The organism is Streptomyces sp. A0592 (genome assembly GCF_004795115.1).
In the GTDB taxonomy this organism is placed as follows: domain Bacteria; phylum Actinomycetota; class Actinomycetes; order Streptomycetales; family Streptomycetaceae; genus Streptomyces; species Streptomyces erythrochromogenes.
The window spans coordinates 48,940-62,780 of the sequence record NZ_SSBM01000005.1 but is presented as its reverse complement, the minus strand read 5'-3'; the positions used below and the strand labels follow the sequence as shown (position 1 = coordinate 62,780).

Below are 13,841 nucleotides of genomic sequence, written 5' to 3'. Positions count from 1 at the left end.
GCAGGCGGGAAACGCCGCAGGGCGGCCACCCTCTCGGGTGACCGCCCTGCGGTTACTGCTCGTGTCCGACTCAGCCGTTGTACGGGCCGTAGTCGTAGTCCTCCAGCGGGACAGCCTGGCCGGAGCCGGTGCCGAAGGGCGAGTAGTCGATGTCGTCGTAGCCGACGGCCGAGTACATCGCGGCCTTCGCCTCCTCGGTGGGCTCCACCCGGATGTTGCGGTAGCGGGCGAGGCCCGTACCGGCCGGGATGAGCTTACCGATGATGACGTTCTCCTTGAGGCCGATCAGGGAGTCGGACTTGGCGTTGATCGCCGCGTCCGTCAGCACCCTGGTCGTCTCCTGGAAGGACGCCGCCGACAGCCACGACTCGGTCGCGAGCGAGGCCTTGGTGATACCCATCAGCTGCGGACGGCCGGAGGCGGGGTGACCGCCCTCGGTGACCACGCGACGGTTCTCGGTCTCGAACTTCGACCGCTCGACCAGCTCGCCCGGCAGGAGCTCCGCGTCGCCGGACTCGATGATCGTCACGCGGCGCAGCATCTGCCGGATGATGATCTCGATGTGCTTGTCGTGGATCGACACGCCCTGCGAGTTGTAGACCTTCTGGACTTCGCCGACCAGGTGGACCTGGACGGCACGCTGACCGAGGATGCGCAGCACGTCGTGCGGGTTGGTGGCACCCATGGTGAGCTTCTGGCCCACCTCGACGTGGTCGCCCTCGTGCACGATGACCTTGGCGCGCTTCGAGATCGGGAACGCCGTCTCGTCGCTGCCGTCGTCGGGCGTGATGACGATCTTCTTCGTCTTCTCGGTCTCCTCGATCCGCACGCGGCCGGCGGCCTCGGAGATCGGGGCGACACCCTTCGGGGTACGGGCCTCGAAGAGCTCGACGACACGCGGCAGACCCTGCGTGATGTCGTCACCGGCCACACCACCGGTGTGGAAGGTACGCATCGTCAGCTGGGTACCGGGCTCACCGATGGACTGGGCGGCGATGATGCCGACCGCCTCACCGATGTCGACCAGCTTGCCGGTGGCGAGGGAGCGGCCGTAGCAGAAGGCACAGGTGCCGACCGCGGACTCGCAGGTCAGGACCGAGCGGGTCTTGACCTCCTCGACGCCGTTGGCGACCAGGGCGTCGATGAGCACGTCACCGAGGTCGACGTTGGCCGGCGCGATGACCTTGCCGTCGATGACGACGTCCTCGGCCAGCATGCGGGCGTAGATCGAGGTCTCGACGTCGTCGGCCTTGCGCAGCACGCCGTCCTCACCGCGAACGGCGATCTTCAGCTTCAGACCGCGCTCGGTGCCGCAGTCCTCCTCGCGGATGATGACGTCCTGCGAGACGTCCACCAGACGACGGGTCAGGTAACCCGAGTCGGCGGTACGCAGGGCGGTGTCCGCCAGACCCTTACGGGCACCGTGCGTGGAGATGAAGTACTCCAGAACGGTGAGGCCCTCACGGAAGGACGCCTTGATCGGACGCGGGATGGTCTCGTTCTTCGCGTTCGACACCAGACCACGCATACCGGCGATCTGTCGCATCTGCATCATGTTTCCTCGGGCACCCGAGTCAACCATCATGAAGATGGGGTTCGTCTTGGGGAAGTTCGCGTTCATCGCCTCGGCAACCTCGTTGGTCGCCTTGGTCCAGATCGCGATGAGCTCCTGCGTGCGCTCGTCCTTGGTGATCAGACCGCGCTCGTACTGCTTCTGGACCTTCTCGTCCTGCGCCTCGTAGCCCGCGACGATGGCCTTCTTGGCCTCGGGCACGACGACGTCGGAGATGGCCACGGTGACGCCCGAACGGGTCGCCCAGTGGAAGCCGGCCGCCTTCAGGTTGTCGAGCGTCGCCGCCACGATGACCTTGGGGTAGCGCTCCGCCAGGTCGTTGACGATCTCGGAGAGCTGCTTCTTGCCCACCGAGTAGTCGACGAACGGGTAGTCCTCGGGCAGCAGCTCGTTGAAGAGCGCGCGGCCCAGGGTGGTGCGAAGACGGAAGCTGTCGCCCGGCTGGAACTCCTGCTCGCCCTCTTCGGCGACCGGCGGCACCCAGCCGCGCGGCGGGATGGTGCCCACCGGGAAGCGGATGTCGACGGACGACTGCAGCGCGAGCTCGCCGGCGTCGAACGCCATGGTCGCCTCGGCCGTGGAGCCGAACGCGCGGCCCTCGCCCTTGGTGTCACGGAGCTCACCGTCGGTGGTCAGGAAGAACAGACCCAGGACCATGTCCTGCGTCGGCATCGTGACCGGACGGCCGTCGGCCGGCTTGAGGATGTTGTTCGAGGACAGCATCAGGATGCGGGCCTCGGCCTGCGCCTCCGCGGAGAGCGGCAGGTGCACGGCCATCTGGTCACCGTCGAAGTCCGCGTTGAAGGCGGTGCAGACGAGCGGGTGGATCTGGATGGCCTTGCCTTCGACCAGCTGGGGCTCGAAGGCCTGGATGCCGAGGCGGTGCAGCGTGGGCGCACGGTTCAGCAGAACCGGGTGCTCGGCGATGACCTCTTCGAGGACGTCGTAGACGACCGTGCGGCCGCGCTCGACCATCCGCTTGGCGCTCTTGATGTTCTGCGCGTGGTTCAGGTCGACCAGGCGCTTCATCACGAACGGCTTGAAGAGCTCCAGCGCCATGGCCTTGGGCAGACCGCACTGGTGCAGCTTCAGCTGCGGACCGACGACGATCACGGAACGCGCGGAGTAGTCCACACGCTTGCCGAGAAGGTTCTGACGGAATCGACCCTGCTTGCCCTTCAGCATGTCGCTGAGGGACTTCAGGGGACGGTTGCCGGGACCGGTCACCGGACGACCACGACGACCGTTGTCGAAGAGGGCGTCCACGGCCTCCTGGAGCATGCGCTTCTCGTTGTTCACGATGATCTCGGGGGCACCGAGGTCGAGAAGGCGCTTCAGGCGGTTGTTGCGGTTGATCACGCGGCGGTACAGGTCGTTCAGGTCGGAGGTCGCGAAGCGGCCACCGTCCAGCTGCACCATCGGACGCAGGTCCGGCGGGATGACCGGGACGCAGTCCAGAACCATGCCCTTGGGCTTGTTGCTGGTCTGCAGGAACGCGGAGACGACCTTGAGGCGCTTGAGCGCACGGGTCTTCTTCTGGCCCTTGCCGGTACGGATGATCTCGCGGAGGCGCTCGGCCTCCTCCTCCAGGTCGAAGGACTCGAGACGCTTCTGCAGCGCGGCGGCGCCCATGCAGCCGTCGAAGTACGTGCCGAAGCGGTCACGCAGCTCGCGGTAGAGCAGCTCGTCGCCCTCGAGGTCCTGGACCTTGAGGTTCTTGAAGCGGGCCCACACCTCGTCGAGGCGGTCGATCTCGCGCTGGGCGCGGTCACGGAGCTGCTTCATCTCGCGCTCGGCACCCTCGCGCACCTTGCGGCGCACGTCGGCCTTCGCACCCTCGGCCTCGAGCTCGGCCAGGTCGGACTCGAGCTTCTTGGCACGGCCTTCGAGGTCGGCGTCGCGGCGGTTCTCGATCTGCTGGCGCTCGACGGAGACGTGGGCCTCCAGCGACGGCAGGTCGCGCTGACGGCGCTCGTCGTCGACAAACGTGATCATGTACGCGGCGAAGTAGATGACCTTCTCGAGGTCCTTCGGCGCGAGGTCCAGCAGGTAGCCCAGGCGCGACGGGACGCCCTTGAAGTACCAGATGTGGGTAACGGGAGCGGCAAGCTCGATGTGGCCCATCCGCTCACGGCGCACCTTGGCACGCGTGACCTCGACGCCACAGCGCTCACAGATGATGCCCTTGAAGCGGACACGCTTGTACTTGCCGCAGTAGCACTCCCAGTCCCGGGTCGGACCGAAGATCTTCTCGCAGAAGAGTCCGTCCTTCTCGGGCTTCAGGGTGCGGTAGTTGATGGTCTCCGGCTTCTTGACCTCGCCGTGCGACCAGGTTCGGATGTCGTCCGCGGTGGCAAGGCCGATCCGCAGCTCGTCGAAGAAGTTGACGTCGAGCACTGTGCGTCAATCCCTCTTTCGGGGTCGTGTCTCTTGATCAGTGGTCTGAACGGTCCCGGGGATGACGGGGGGCTCTGTTCGTGAGCCCCCCGTCAGGCCCGTCAGACCTCTTCGACGCTGCTCGGCTCGCGCCGGGACAGGTCGATACCGAGCTCCTCCGCCGCGCGGAAGACGTCCTCGTCGGTGTCGCGCATCTCGATGGACATGCCGTCCGAGGACAGCACCTCCACGTTGAGGCAGAGCGACTGCATTTCCTTGATGAGCACCTTGAAGGACTCGGGAATGCCCGGCTCGGGGATGTTCTCGCCCTTGACGATGGCCTCGTAGACCTTCACGCGGCCGGTGACGTCGTCGGACTTGATGGTCAGCAGCTCCTGGAGGGCGTAGGCGGCGCCGTACGCCTCGAGCGCCCACACCTCCATCTCACCGAATCGCTGGCCACCGAACTGTGCCTTACCACCCAGCGGCTGCTGCGTGATCATCGAGTACGGACCGGTCGAACGGGCGTGGAGCTTGTCGTCGACCAGGTGGTGGAGCTTGAGGATGTACATGTACCCGATCGAGATCGGGTCCGGGAACGGCTCACCGGAGCGGCCGTCGAACAGGCGCGCCTTGCCGGACGGGAGGACCAGGCGGTCACCGTCGCGGTTCGGGATGGTGTGCTCGAACAGGCCGGCGAGCTCGTCCTCGCGGGCGCCGTCGAACACGGGGGTGGCGACGTTGGTGCCGGGCTCGACGCGGTCGGCGCCGATGGCCTTCAGTCGCTCGGCCCACTCCTCACCCAGACCGGAGACGTCCCAGCCGCGGCTGGCGAGCCAGCCGAGGTGGATCTCCAGGACCTGTCCCGGGTTCATTCGGGACGGGACACCCAGCGGGTTCAGGATGATGTCGACCGGGGTGCCGTCCTCAAGGAACGGCATGTCCTCGATCGGGAGGATCTTGGAGATGACACCCTTGTTGCCGTGACGGCCGGCGAGCTTGTCACCGTCGGTGATCTTGCGCTTCTGGGCGACGTAGACGCGGACCAGCTGGTTCACGCCCGGGGGAAGCTCGTCGCCCTCCTCGCGGTCGAAGACGCGGACGCCGATGACCTTGCCGATCTCACCGTGGGGGACCTTGAGCGAGGTGTCACGCACCTCGCGGGCCTTCTCACCGAAGATCGCGCGGAGCAGACGCTCCTCCGGGGTCAGCTCGGTCTCGCCCTTGGGCGTGACCTTGCCGACCAGGATGTCGCCGGCGACGACGTCCGCACCGATGCGGATGATGCCGCGCTCGTCAAGGTCCGCGAGGACCTCCTCGGAGACGTTCGGGATGTCCCGGGTGATCTCCTCGGGGCCGAGCTTGGTGTCACGGGCGTCGACCTCGTGCTCCTCGATGTGGATCGAGGAGAGGACGTCGTCCTGCACGAGGCGCTGCGACAGGATGATCGCGTCCTCGTAGTTGTGGCCTTCCCACGGCATGAACGCGACGAGCAGGTTCTTGCCGAGGGCCATCTCGCCCTCTTCGGTCGCCGGTCCGTCGGCGAGGACCTGGGACTCGATGATCCGGTCGCCCTCGTTGACGATGACCTTCTGGTTGACCGAGGTGCCCTGGTTCGAGCGGGAGAACTTGGCGACGCGGTACGTGGTGTACGTGCCGTCGTCGTTGGCGACGGTGATGTAGTCGGCCGAGACCTCCTGGACGACACCGTCCTTCTCCGCACGGATCGAGTCACCGGCGTCGACCGCACAGCGGTACTCCATGCCGGTGCCGACGAGCGGGGCCTCCGCCTTGATGAGCGGAACGGCCTGGCGCATCATGTTCGCGCCCATGAGGGCACGGTTGGCGTCGTCGTGCTCCAGGAAGGGGATCATCGCGGTCGCGACGGACACCATCTGGCGCGGGGAGACGTCCATGTAGTCGACGTCGCCGCCGGCGATGTAGTCGATCTCGCCGCCACGACGGCGGACCAGGACGCGGTTCTCGGTGAAGCGCATGTCCTCGGACAGGGCCGCGTTGGCCTGCGCGATGACGAAGCGGTCTTCCTCGTCGGCCGTCAGGTAGTCGACCTCGTCGGTGACGACGCCGTCGATGACCTTGCGGTACGGGGTCTCGACGAAACCGAACGCGTTGACGCGGCCGTAGGACGCGAGCGAGCCGATCAGACCGATGTTCGGGCCTTCGGGGGTCTCGATCGGGCACATGCGGCCGTAGTGCGACGGGTGGACGTCTCGGACCTCGAAGCCGGCCCGCTCACGGGACAGACCGCCGGGGCCCAGCGCCGACAGGCGGCGCTTGTGGGTCAGGCCCGAGAGCGGGTTGTTCTGGTCCATGAACTGCGACAGCTGGCTGGTGCCGAAGAACTCCTTGATGGAGGCGACGACCGGCCGGATGTTGATCAGGGTCTGCGGCGTGATCGCCTCGACGTCCTGGGTGGTCATGCGCTCGCGGACGACGCGCTCCATACGAGCCAGACCCGTGCGGACCTGGTTCTGGATGAGCTCGCCGACGTTGCGCAGACGACGGTTGCCGAAGTGGTCGATGTCGTCGGTCTCGACCACGATCGAACGGCCGGACTCGCCGATCGTCTCGGTCTCGCCGGCGTGCAGCTTGACCAGGTACTTGATCGTGGCGATGACGTCGTCGGTGGTGAGCACGCCGGCGTCGAGCGGCTCGTCGGCGCCGAGCTTCTTGTTCACCTTGTAGCGGCCGACCTTGGCGAGGTCGTAGCGCTTGGGGTTGAAGTAGAGGTTCTCGAGCAGCGTCTGAGCGGCCTCACGGGTCGGCGGCTCGCCCGGGCGCAGCTTGCGGTAGATGTCGAGCAGCGCGTCGTCCTGACCCTGGGTGTGGTCCTTCTCCAGGGTGGCGCGCATGGACTCGTACTCGCCGAACTCCTCGAGGATCTGCTCGGTGGTCCAGCCGAGAGCCTTCAGGAGGACGGTGACGGACTGCTTGCGCTTGCGGTCGATGCGGACGCCGACCATGTCGCGCTTGTCGATCTCCATCTCCAGCCAGGCACCCCGGGAAGGGATGATCTTGGCGGAGAAGATGTCCTTGTCGGACGTCTTGTCGATGGAGGAGTCGAAGTAGACACCGGGGGAGCGGACAAGCTGCGACACGACGACACGCTCGGTGCCGTTGATGACGAAGGTGCCCTTGTTGGTCATGAGCGGGAAGTCGCCCATGAAGACCGTCTGAGACTTGATCTCTCCGGTCTCGTTGTTCGTGAACTCGGCAGTGACGAACAGCGGAGCCGCGTACGTGAAGTCGCGCTCCTTGCACTCGTCGACGGAGTTCTTCGCCGGCTCGAAACGGTGGTCGCGGAAGGTCAGCGACATCGACCCGGAGAAGTCCTCGATCGGCGAGATCTCCTCGAAGATCTCTTCCAGACCGGACTTGGTGGGGACGTCCTGTCCACTCTCAAGCGCCGACTCGACGCGAGACTTCCAGGCGGCGTTGCCGAGAAGCCAGTCAAAGCTCTCGGTCTGCAGCGCCAGGAGGTTCGGAACCTCGAGGGGCTCCTTGATCTTTGCAAAGGAGATGCGCAGCGGGGCGGTGCTGGCACCGTTGTTCGTATTGGTCGAGGCGTTGCGCGAGGCGGCCAAGAGGGGGTCCTTCCGAGGGCTCGGACTCACTACGCGCGTACCGGTCCCAGCAGACACAGAAGACAAGCCCCCCGAATCCAACCGAAAAGGCCAGGTCAGGGTGGATCAATCAAGTGTGCTCAAGCGTGGGCATGTCCCTGGCGACGGGCAGGGGACAGCTAACAGGCAGCGCAAAGGGTCAGTGTAGCCACTCGGCTCACTGATGTCCAGACCAGGTTTCCGGAAACCGGCAACAGGCCTTCCCCATGTCGTTAAACCCTGCGTCCAACGCTGCCGCTCTCGTGCACAGAGCGCGTATCAGTACTGCCCTCTTCGTAGTCGATCCATGCCTCGGATCTCGGATCGAGGCGGCCGACCTCTCGACGGGTCTGAGAATTGCGCGCCGCGACCCGTTCGTCAAGGCCCCCTGCTCCGAGCGGATCATCTCCGGACCCTGCGTCGGGGCAACGATGATCACCCTACTCCCCAACGAGACCAGGGCAAGTCAGGCACTGCGAATACGCCAAAGGGCGACCACCCTTACGGGTGATCGCCCTCGGCTGAGGCCTCAGGAAGGCCTCAGAGGTGTTACTTGACCTCGACGGCCGCACCGGCGCCCTTGAGGGCCTCGGCGGCCTTCTCGGCGGCGTCCTTGGCGACCTTCTCGAGGACCGGCTTCGGGGCGCCGTCCACGAGGTCCTTGGCCTCCTTCAGACCCAGGGAGGTCAGCTCACGCACGACCTTGATGACCTGGATCTTCTTGTCGCCCGCACCGGTGAGGATGACGTCGAACTCGTCCTTCTCCTCCTCGGCCTCGGCAACGGCACCCGGGCCGGCCGGGCCGGCAACGGCGACGGCCGCGGCGGCGGTGACGTCGAACTTCTCCTCGAAGGCCTTCACGAACTCGGAGAGCTCGATGAGGGTCATCTCCTCGAACTGGGCGAGGAGGTCGTCCTGAGAGAGCTTCGCCATGATGGGCGATCCTTCCACTAATTCGGCAGGTGCCGATGTGTCTATAGAGGCGGGCGTAACGGCCCGCTACGACCCGCGCACTAGGCGGCGCGGATCAATGCGCGAGCCGAATTACTCGGCACCGCCCTGCTCGGCGAGCTTGACGCGAAGCGCTTCCGCGGTGCGGACGAACTTCGACGGCAGCGCCTGGAAGAGCGAGGCAGCCTGGGACTGCTTGCCCTTGAACGCGCCGGCCAGCTTGCTGAGCAGAACCTCGCGGGACTCGAGGTCCGCAAGCTTCTTGATGTCATCGGCGGAGAGCGCCTTACCATCAAGGACACCCGCCTTGATGATCAGGTTGGGGTTGTCCTTGGCGAAGTCACGCAGGCTCTTCGCCGACTCCACCGGGTCACCGGTGATGAAGGCGACCGCGGTCGGACCAGCGAAGTGCTCGTCCAGCGCGGTGATCCCGGCCTGGTTGGCCGCAATCTTGGTCAGCGTGTTCTTCACCACGGCGTACTGGGCGTTCTCACCAAGGGAGCGACGCAGCGTCTTGAGCTGCGCGACGGTGAGACCCCGGTACTCGGTCAGCACGGCGGCGTTGGAGCTCTGGAACGCGTCCTTGAGCTCGGCCACCGATGCAGCCTTGTTGGGCGTCGGCATGGTGCGTTCGCCTCCTTCCGGGTGATGAGGACCGCTCAGAAGGGGCTGGAAAGACGAAACGCCCCGGCGCAGGCGCCAGGGCGTGGCTCAACCGGAACGAATTCCGGGAACCTTCCACAGTCACCTGCGCGGGTCGTCCGCATCCAGCGGATCCTTCGGCCACCGCACCCTTGCGAGCACGGCAACGACCAGCGGTCTTTGGCTTCCGGGGAAGACTACGTGAAGGGTTCCGGTCGAGGCAAATCGGTCAGCGGCCGGTCACTGGCGAAGGCCGGGCAGCCCGGCGTCCCGCAGCGTCTTGTCGGCCTCCTCCAGGTCCTTGTCGGCCTGTGCGAGGTCCTTGTCGACCTGTTCGAGGTCGGCATCGACGCCGTTCATCACGGCGTCGAAGGTGACGACCTGGTCGGCCGGCGGGGGCTGGACGGCGGCGGCCTTGCCGAAGTCGGAGAACTTCGCCGTGGTCTTCGACGTGCCCTTGCCGTCCGTGCTGGAGCTGTCGACGCGGACCGGGTAGCCGTCCGCTCCGATCCAGAGGTCCACCTCGAAGGCGGTGATGTGCTTCACGGCCTCGTGGAGGTACTGGCGGTTCTTCTCCTCCATGGCCCTGGTGGACTCGTCCGCCATGAGCAGGTCCGCGTTGGTGAAGCTGCCCTTGTAGTGCTGGGCGTCGACGCCGTCGGTCTTCTCCGCCCCGACGTGCGCGAGCTTCTCCTGGCCGAGCAGGATCGCGAGGTACTCGGCCGGATCCTGGTTCAGCCGGACCCCCGGCTTGCCGTCCTGGGACAGGTCCATCTGCATCCAGGCCTTGCCCTTGAGGGGCTTGGCCAGCTGGCTGTAGATGGTGTCGCCCATCATGATCGAGCGGGTGTCGGGCTTGCCCTCACCCCTGTCCTTGAGCATCACGTCGTGGGCGGCCGGATACCAGCCCTTCGTACCGGACTCGCGGACGGTCCTGCCGTCGGTCCCGGTGGTGGCCACGTCCGCCTTGGCGAACCTGGCGGCCACCGTCTTCAGGTAGGACGCCTTCACGGCCTCCACGGGGTTGTGCGCCTTCGCGTCGGCCCCCTTGCCCCCGTCGGCCCCGCCGCAGGCCGTGAGGCCGCCCACCAGAAGTGCGGTACCGGCCATCGCCACGCCGGCCCGGGTCCGGACAGCGCTGTTCATCTGCTTCTCCCCCATGAATGATTGCTGCGCGCCGCGCCGCCGCCGTGGATCGGCGGCGGCGCGGCGGTACTGCGGTCGTACGGTGCTGCTGCGGCGGCGGTCAGGCGGAGCCCTCGCCGCCCTTCATCATCTCGGCGAGGTCCATGACCTGCTCGGCCGGCGGCGCGGTGACCTCGACGGGCTTGTTCACGTCCAGGAACTTGATGGTGATGTCCATCGGGCCGGAGGTGCCGGTGCCCCTGGTGCGGACCTGCTTCGCCTGGTCGTTCTCGTCGATCCAGAGGTCCATGGTCAGGGTCTTGATGCCCTGGGCCTCCAGTGCCGCGATGTTCTTCTCTTGGCGCTCCTTGGCCTCCGGGGTGGCGGCGGCGCTGCGGGCCCGCAGCTCGTCGACCGAGACGGTGCCGCTCAGGTGCGTCGTCTTCTGGCCGTCCACGGTCTCCTCGCCGACCGTCTTGAGGTCCTTGGCGGCGCTCAGGCTGTCGGCCGTGTCGGCCGGGTTCTGGCCCTGCTGGGAGGATCCGAGCGAGTCCAGCTGCTTGGCCTGCTCCGGGGCCAGGGCCTTGAGGTCGAACTTCAGCCACTTGCCCTCGGCGCCCATGAACATGGCCCCGTCGATGAGGCGGATGTCCACCTTCTCGCCCGGCTTCTCGGGCGAGTCCATCGTCATCGACATGGCCACCGTCGGCTTGATCCGCATGGCGGCCTCGCCGGTGATCTTCTGGCCCGCCGCCTCGCCCGCGATGGAGTAGCGCAGGGAGGTGATCTCCTCGGACTTCTTCTTCGTCTTCTCCAGGTACGCGGCCGGCGTGACCTCCGCCGGCTTCTCCGCGGCCTTGGCCGGTGCGGACGCCCCCGTGTCCTTCTTCGCGCCGTCGCCGTTCTCGCAGGCCGTGGCACCTCCGGCGAGCAGGAGGGCGGCCAGGACGGCCACGACGGTCTTCTTGCGGTATGCGTTCATGCGTTCCCCACCCCGTGTTTTGGTGCAGCGCATGGTCTCCGGCGCTCGTCGCCTACGGCGCTGCCCGTACGACTGTACGACCCGGCGTCGACAGCGGACGCACAGGACTGGCACAGGCGCCTCACGGGGAACGGAAAAACGGGCCCCTCGCCGCCCGTGAAGGGGGCGAGGGGCCCGTTCAGTCACTCGGTGAGCCGTGAGGCTCAGCCCAGTCAGACTGCGGCCGGGTCTTCCTCGACGAGGAGGTTCCGGGTGCGGTTCGGGTCCAGCTGGATGCCGGGGCCCATGGTGGTGCTCAGGGCGGCCTTCTTCAGGTACCGGCCCTTGGCGGCGGACGGCTTCAGACGAAGGATCTCGTCCAGGGCCGCGCCGTAGTTCTCGACGAGCTGCTCATCGGAGAAGGAGACCTTGCCGATGATGAAGTGCAGGTTCGAGTGCTTGTCGACGCGGAACTCGATCTTGCCACCCTTGATCTCGGTGACAGCCTTCGCGACGTCCATCGTGACGGTGCCGGTCTTCGGGTTCGGCATGAGGCCACGGGGACCGAGCACGCGGCCGAGGCGGCCGACCTTGCCCATGAGGTCCGGGGTGGCCACGACAGCGTCGAACTCGTTCAGGCGGTTGCCCTTGGCGATCTCGTTGATCAGCTCGTCGTCGCCGACAATGTCGGCGCCGGCGGCTTCCGCGGCCGCTGCACGGTCACCGGTCGCGAAGACCAGGACCCGGGCGGTCTTGCCGGTGCCGTGCGGGAGGTTCACGGTGCCGCGGACCATCTGGTCGGCCTTGCGCGGGTCGACACCCAGGCGGAAGGCGATCTCGACGGTGCTGTCGAACTTGGTGGCGGAGGTCTCCTTGGCGAGACGGACGGCCTCGAGCGGGGCGTAGAGCTTGTCCCGGTCGACCTTGGCGTCCGCAGCGCGGAGAGTCTTGCTGCGCTTCACTTCTGCTCCTGTGTTGTGGCTTCAGGCATGGAGTCGTGGTGCGGACCAGCGCTTGGTCCTACCACTGATGGTGCGAGGGGGGCTGGATCAGCCTTCGACGGTGACGCCCATCGAACGCGCGGTGCCGGCGATGATCTTGACGGCCGCGTCGATGTCGTTGGCGTTCAGGTCGGGCATCTTCAGCTCGGCGATCTCCTTGACCTGGGCAGCCGTGAGCTTGGCGACCTTGGTCTTGTGGGGCTCGCCGGAGCCCTTCTCGATGCCCGCGTGCTTCAGGATGAGGCGCGCCGCCGGCGGAGTCTTGGTGATGAAGGTGAAGGAGCGGTCCTCGTAGACCGTGATCTCCACCGGCACGACCATGCCACGCTGCGACTCGGTCGCGGCGTTGTAGGCCTTGCAGAACTCCATGATGTTGACGCCGTGCTGACCGAGCGCGGGGCCGACCGGCGGAGCCGGGTTGGCCGCACCGGCCTTGATCTGGAGCTTGATAAGCCCCGTGACCTTCTTCTTCTTGGGAGGCATTGCTCTCTCCGGGTCCTAGTGAGAGTTTTCAGCCGCCGATCCGGTCATCCGGATGGAGGCATACCGCACCACGATAACGGGTATCAGTGCGGGGCTAAAAACCGAGCAGGTCAGACCGCCCTCGAGGGGTGGTCTGACCTGTCCGGAAGCTGTGGCTCAGAAGCCGTGATCCAGGGGGTGGATCAGTTCTTCTGGATCTGGTCGAAGCTGAGCTCGACCGGGGTCTCGCGGCCGAAGATCTCGACGAGGCCCTTGACCTTCTTCGAGTCGGGGTTGATCTCGTTGATGGTCGCCTGGAGCGTGGCGAACGGGCCGTCGGTGACGGTGACCGAGTCGCCGACCTCGAAGTCCAGGACCTCGATGGTGCGCTTGACGGCGGGCGCGGGCAGGCCGGCCTCTTCCGCGGCGGCCTTGGCGGCCTTCTCCTGCGCCTCCGGGGCGAGCATCTTGACGATCTCGTCCAGGGTCAGCGGGTACGGGTCGTACGCGTTGCCCACGAAGCCGGTGACGCCCGGGGTGTTGCGGACGACGCCCCAGGACTCGTTCGTCAGATCCATGCGGACGAGAACGTAGCCGGGCAGCTTGTTCTGCCGGACGTTCTTGCGCTCGCCGTTCTTGATCTGGACGATCTCTTCCTCGGGCACCTCGGCCTGGTAGATGAACTCCTCGACGTTCAGCGAGACGGCGCGCTGCTCCAGGTTGGCCTTCACGCGCTTCTCGTAGCCGGCGTAGGTGTGGATCACGTACCACTCGCCGGGGAGGAGGCGCAGCTCCTCGCGCAGGGCCTGGATCGGGTCCACCGGCTCGGCGGGCTCGGCCTCTTCGGCCTCCTCCGCGGTCTCGGCGTCGTCGTCGGCGGCCTCTTCGAGCTCGGTGTCGGCCTCGACCTCGTCCGTCTCGACCTCGTCCGCCTCGTCGTCGGAGACGTGCAGCGCGGCCTCCTCGGCGGCGTCATCCGCCTCGACGTCGGCGAGCTCGGCCTCGTCGGGGTCCACAGCGTCTGCCGCCTCGACGATGTCGAGCTCGTCCTCGACGGACTCGACGGAGTCGTGGCTCGCGTTCAGGTTCGGGTCAGACACGGTGGCTGCTTCTTCCTGGATACAAAA

Annotated in this window: 9 protein-coding genes; all 9 read right to left on the bottom strand. The window is 66.6% G+C overall.

Going from position 1 to position 13,841, the window contains the following annotated elements:
• Positions 1-70: 70 nt before the first annotated feature.
• Entirely contained in the window at positions 71-3,970 is a 3,900-nt protein-coding gene (locus tag E6U81_RS09550) for a DNA-directed RNA polymerase subunit beta' (RefSeq protein ID WP_030653599.1), read from the bottom strand.
• 101 nt (positions 3,971-4,071) lie between these two features.
• Complete coding sequence (gene rpoB, locus E6U81_RS09545; protein WP_136229668.1) at positions 4,072-7,554, bottom strand: DNA-directed RNA polymerase subunit beta; 3,483 nt, start codon at positions 7,552-7,554, stop codon at positions 4,072-4,074.
• 567 nt (positions 7,555-8,121) lie between these two features.
• Positions 8,122-8,505: a 50S ribosomal protein L7/L12 gene (gene rplL / locus E6U81_RS09535; protein WP_030154668.1), complete on the bottom strand. Its 384-nt coding sequence runs from the start codon at positions 8,503-8,505 to the stop codon at positions 8,122-8,124.
• Between the two features lie 111 nt (positions 8,506-8,616).
• Positions 8,617-9,147 carry a 50S ribosomal protein L10 gene (gene rplJ, locus E6U81_RS09530; protein WP_030653597.1) on the bottom strand — a complete coding sequence of 177 codons (531 nt, stop codon included), beginning with the start codon at positions 9,145-9,147 and terminating at the stop codon, positions 8,617-8,619.
• 258 nt (positions 9,148-9,405) lie between these two features.
• Complete coding sequence (locus tag E6U81_RS09525; RefSeq protein ID WP_136229667.1) at positions 9,406-10,311, bottom strand: hypothetical protein; 906 nt, start codon at positions 10,309-10,311, stop codon at positions 9,406-9,408.
• Positions 10,312-10,411: 100 nt separating this feature from the next.
• The gene (locus tag E6U81_RS09520) at positions 10,412-11,272 is read right to left on the bottom strand and encodes an LppX_LprAFG lipoprotein (RefSeq protein ID WP_136229666.1); all 861 of its coding nucleotides are present in this window, start codon (positions 11,270-11,272) and stop codon (positions 10,412-10,414) included.
• A 212-nt stretch (positions 11,273-11,484) separates the two neighbouring features.
• Complete coding sequence (rplA, locus tag E6U81_RS09515; protein WP_031152690.1) at positions 11,485-12,213, bottom strand: 50S ribosomal protein L1; 729 nt, start codon at positions 12,211-12,213, stop codon at positions 11,485-11,487.
• An 87-nt stretch (positions 12,214-12,300) separates the two neighbouring features.
• The gene (gene rplK, locus E6U81_RS09510) at positions 12,301-12,735 is read right to left on the bottom strand and encodes a 50S ribosomal protein L11 (protein ID WP_136229665.1); all 435 of its coding nucleotides are present in this window, start codon (positions 12,733-12,735) and stop codon (positions 12,301-12,303) included.
• A 182-nt stretch (positions 12,736-12,917) separates the two neighbouring features.
• A complete protein-coding gene (gene nusG, locus E6U81_RS09505) occupies positions 12,918-13,814 on the bottom strand; it encodes a transcription termination/antitermination protein NusG (RefSeq protein ID WP_136229664.1) in 897 nt (298 codons plus the stop codon).
• Positions 13,815-13,841 lie beyond the last annotated feature (27 nt).

What these genes read in the sequence shown, in the direction of transcription:
- rplL (WP_030154668.1), bottom strand. Translation starts at nt 8,505, where the DNA reads ATGGCGAAGCTCTCTCAGGACGACCTCCTCGCCCAGTTCGAGGAGATG.
- rplJ (WP_030653597.1), bottom strand. Translation starts at nt 9,147, where the DNA reads ATGCCGACGCCCAACAAGGCTGCATCGGTGGCCGAGCTCAAGGACGCG.
- E6U81_RS09525 (WP_136229667.1), bottom strand. Translation starts at nt 10,311, where the DNA reads ATGAACAGCGCTGTCCGGACCCGGGCCGGCGTGGCGATGGCCGGTACC.
- E6U81_RS09520 (WP_136229666.1), bottom strand. Translation starts at nt 11,272, where the DNA reads ATGAACGCATACCGCAAGAAGACCGTCGTGGCCGTCCTGGCCGCCCTC.
- rplK (WP_136229665.1), bottom strand. Translation starts at nt 12,735, where the DNA reads ATGCCTCCCAAGAAGAAGAAGGTCACGGGGCTTATCAAGCTCCAGATC.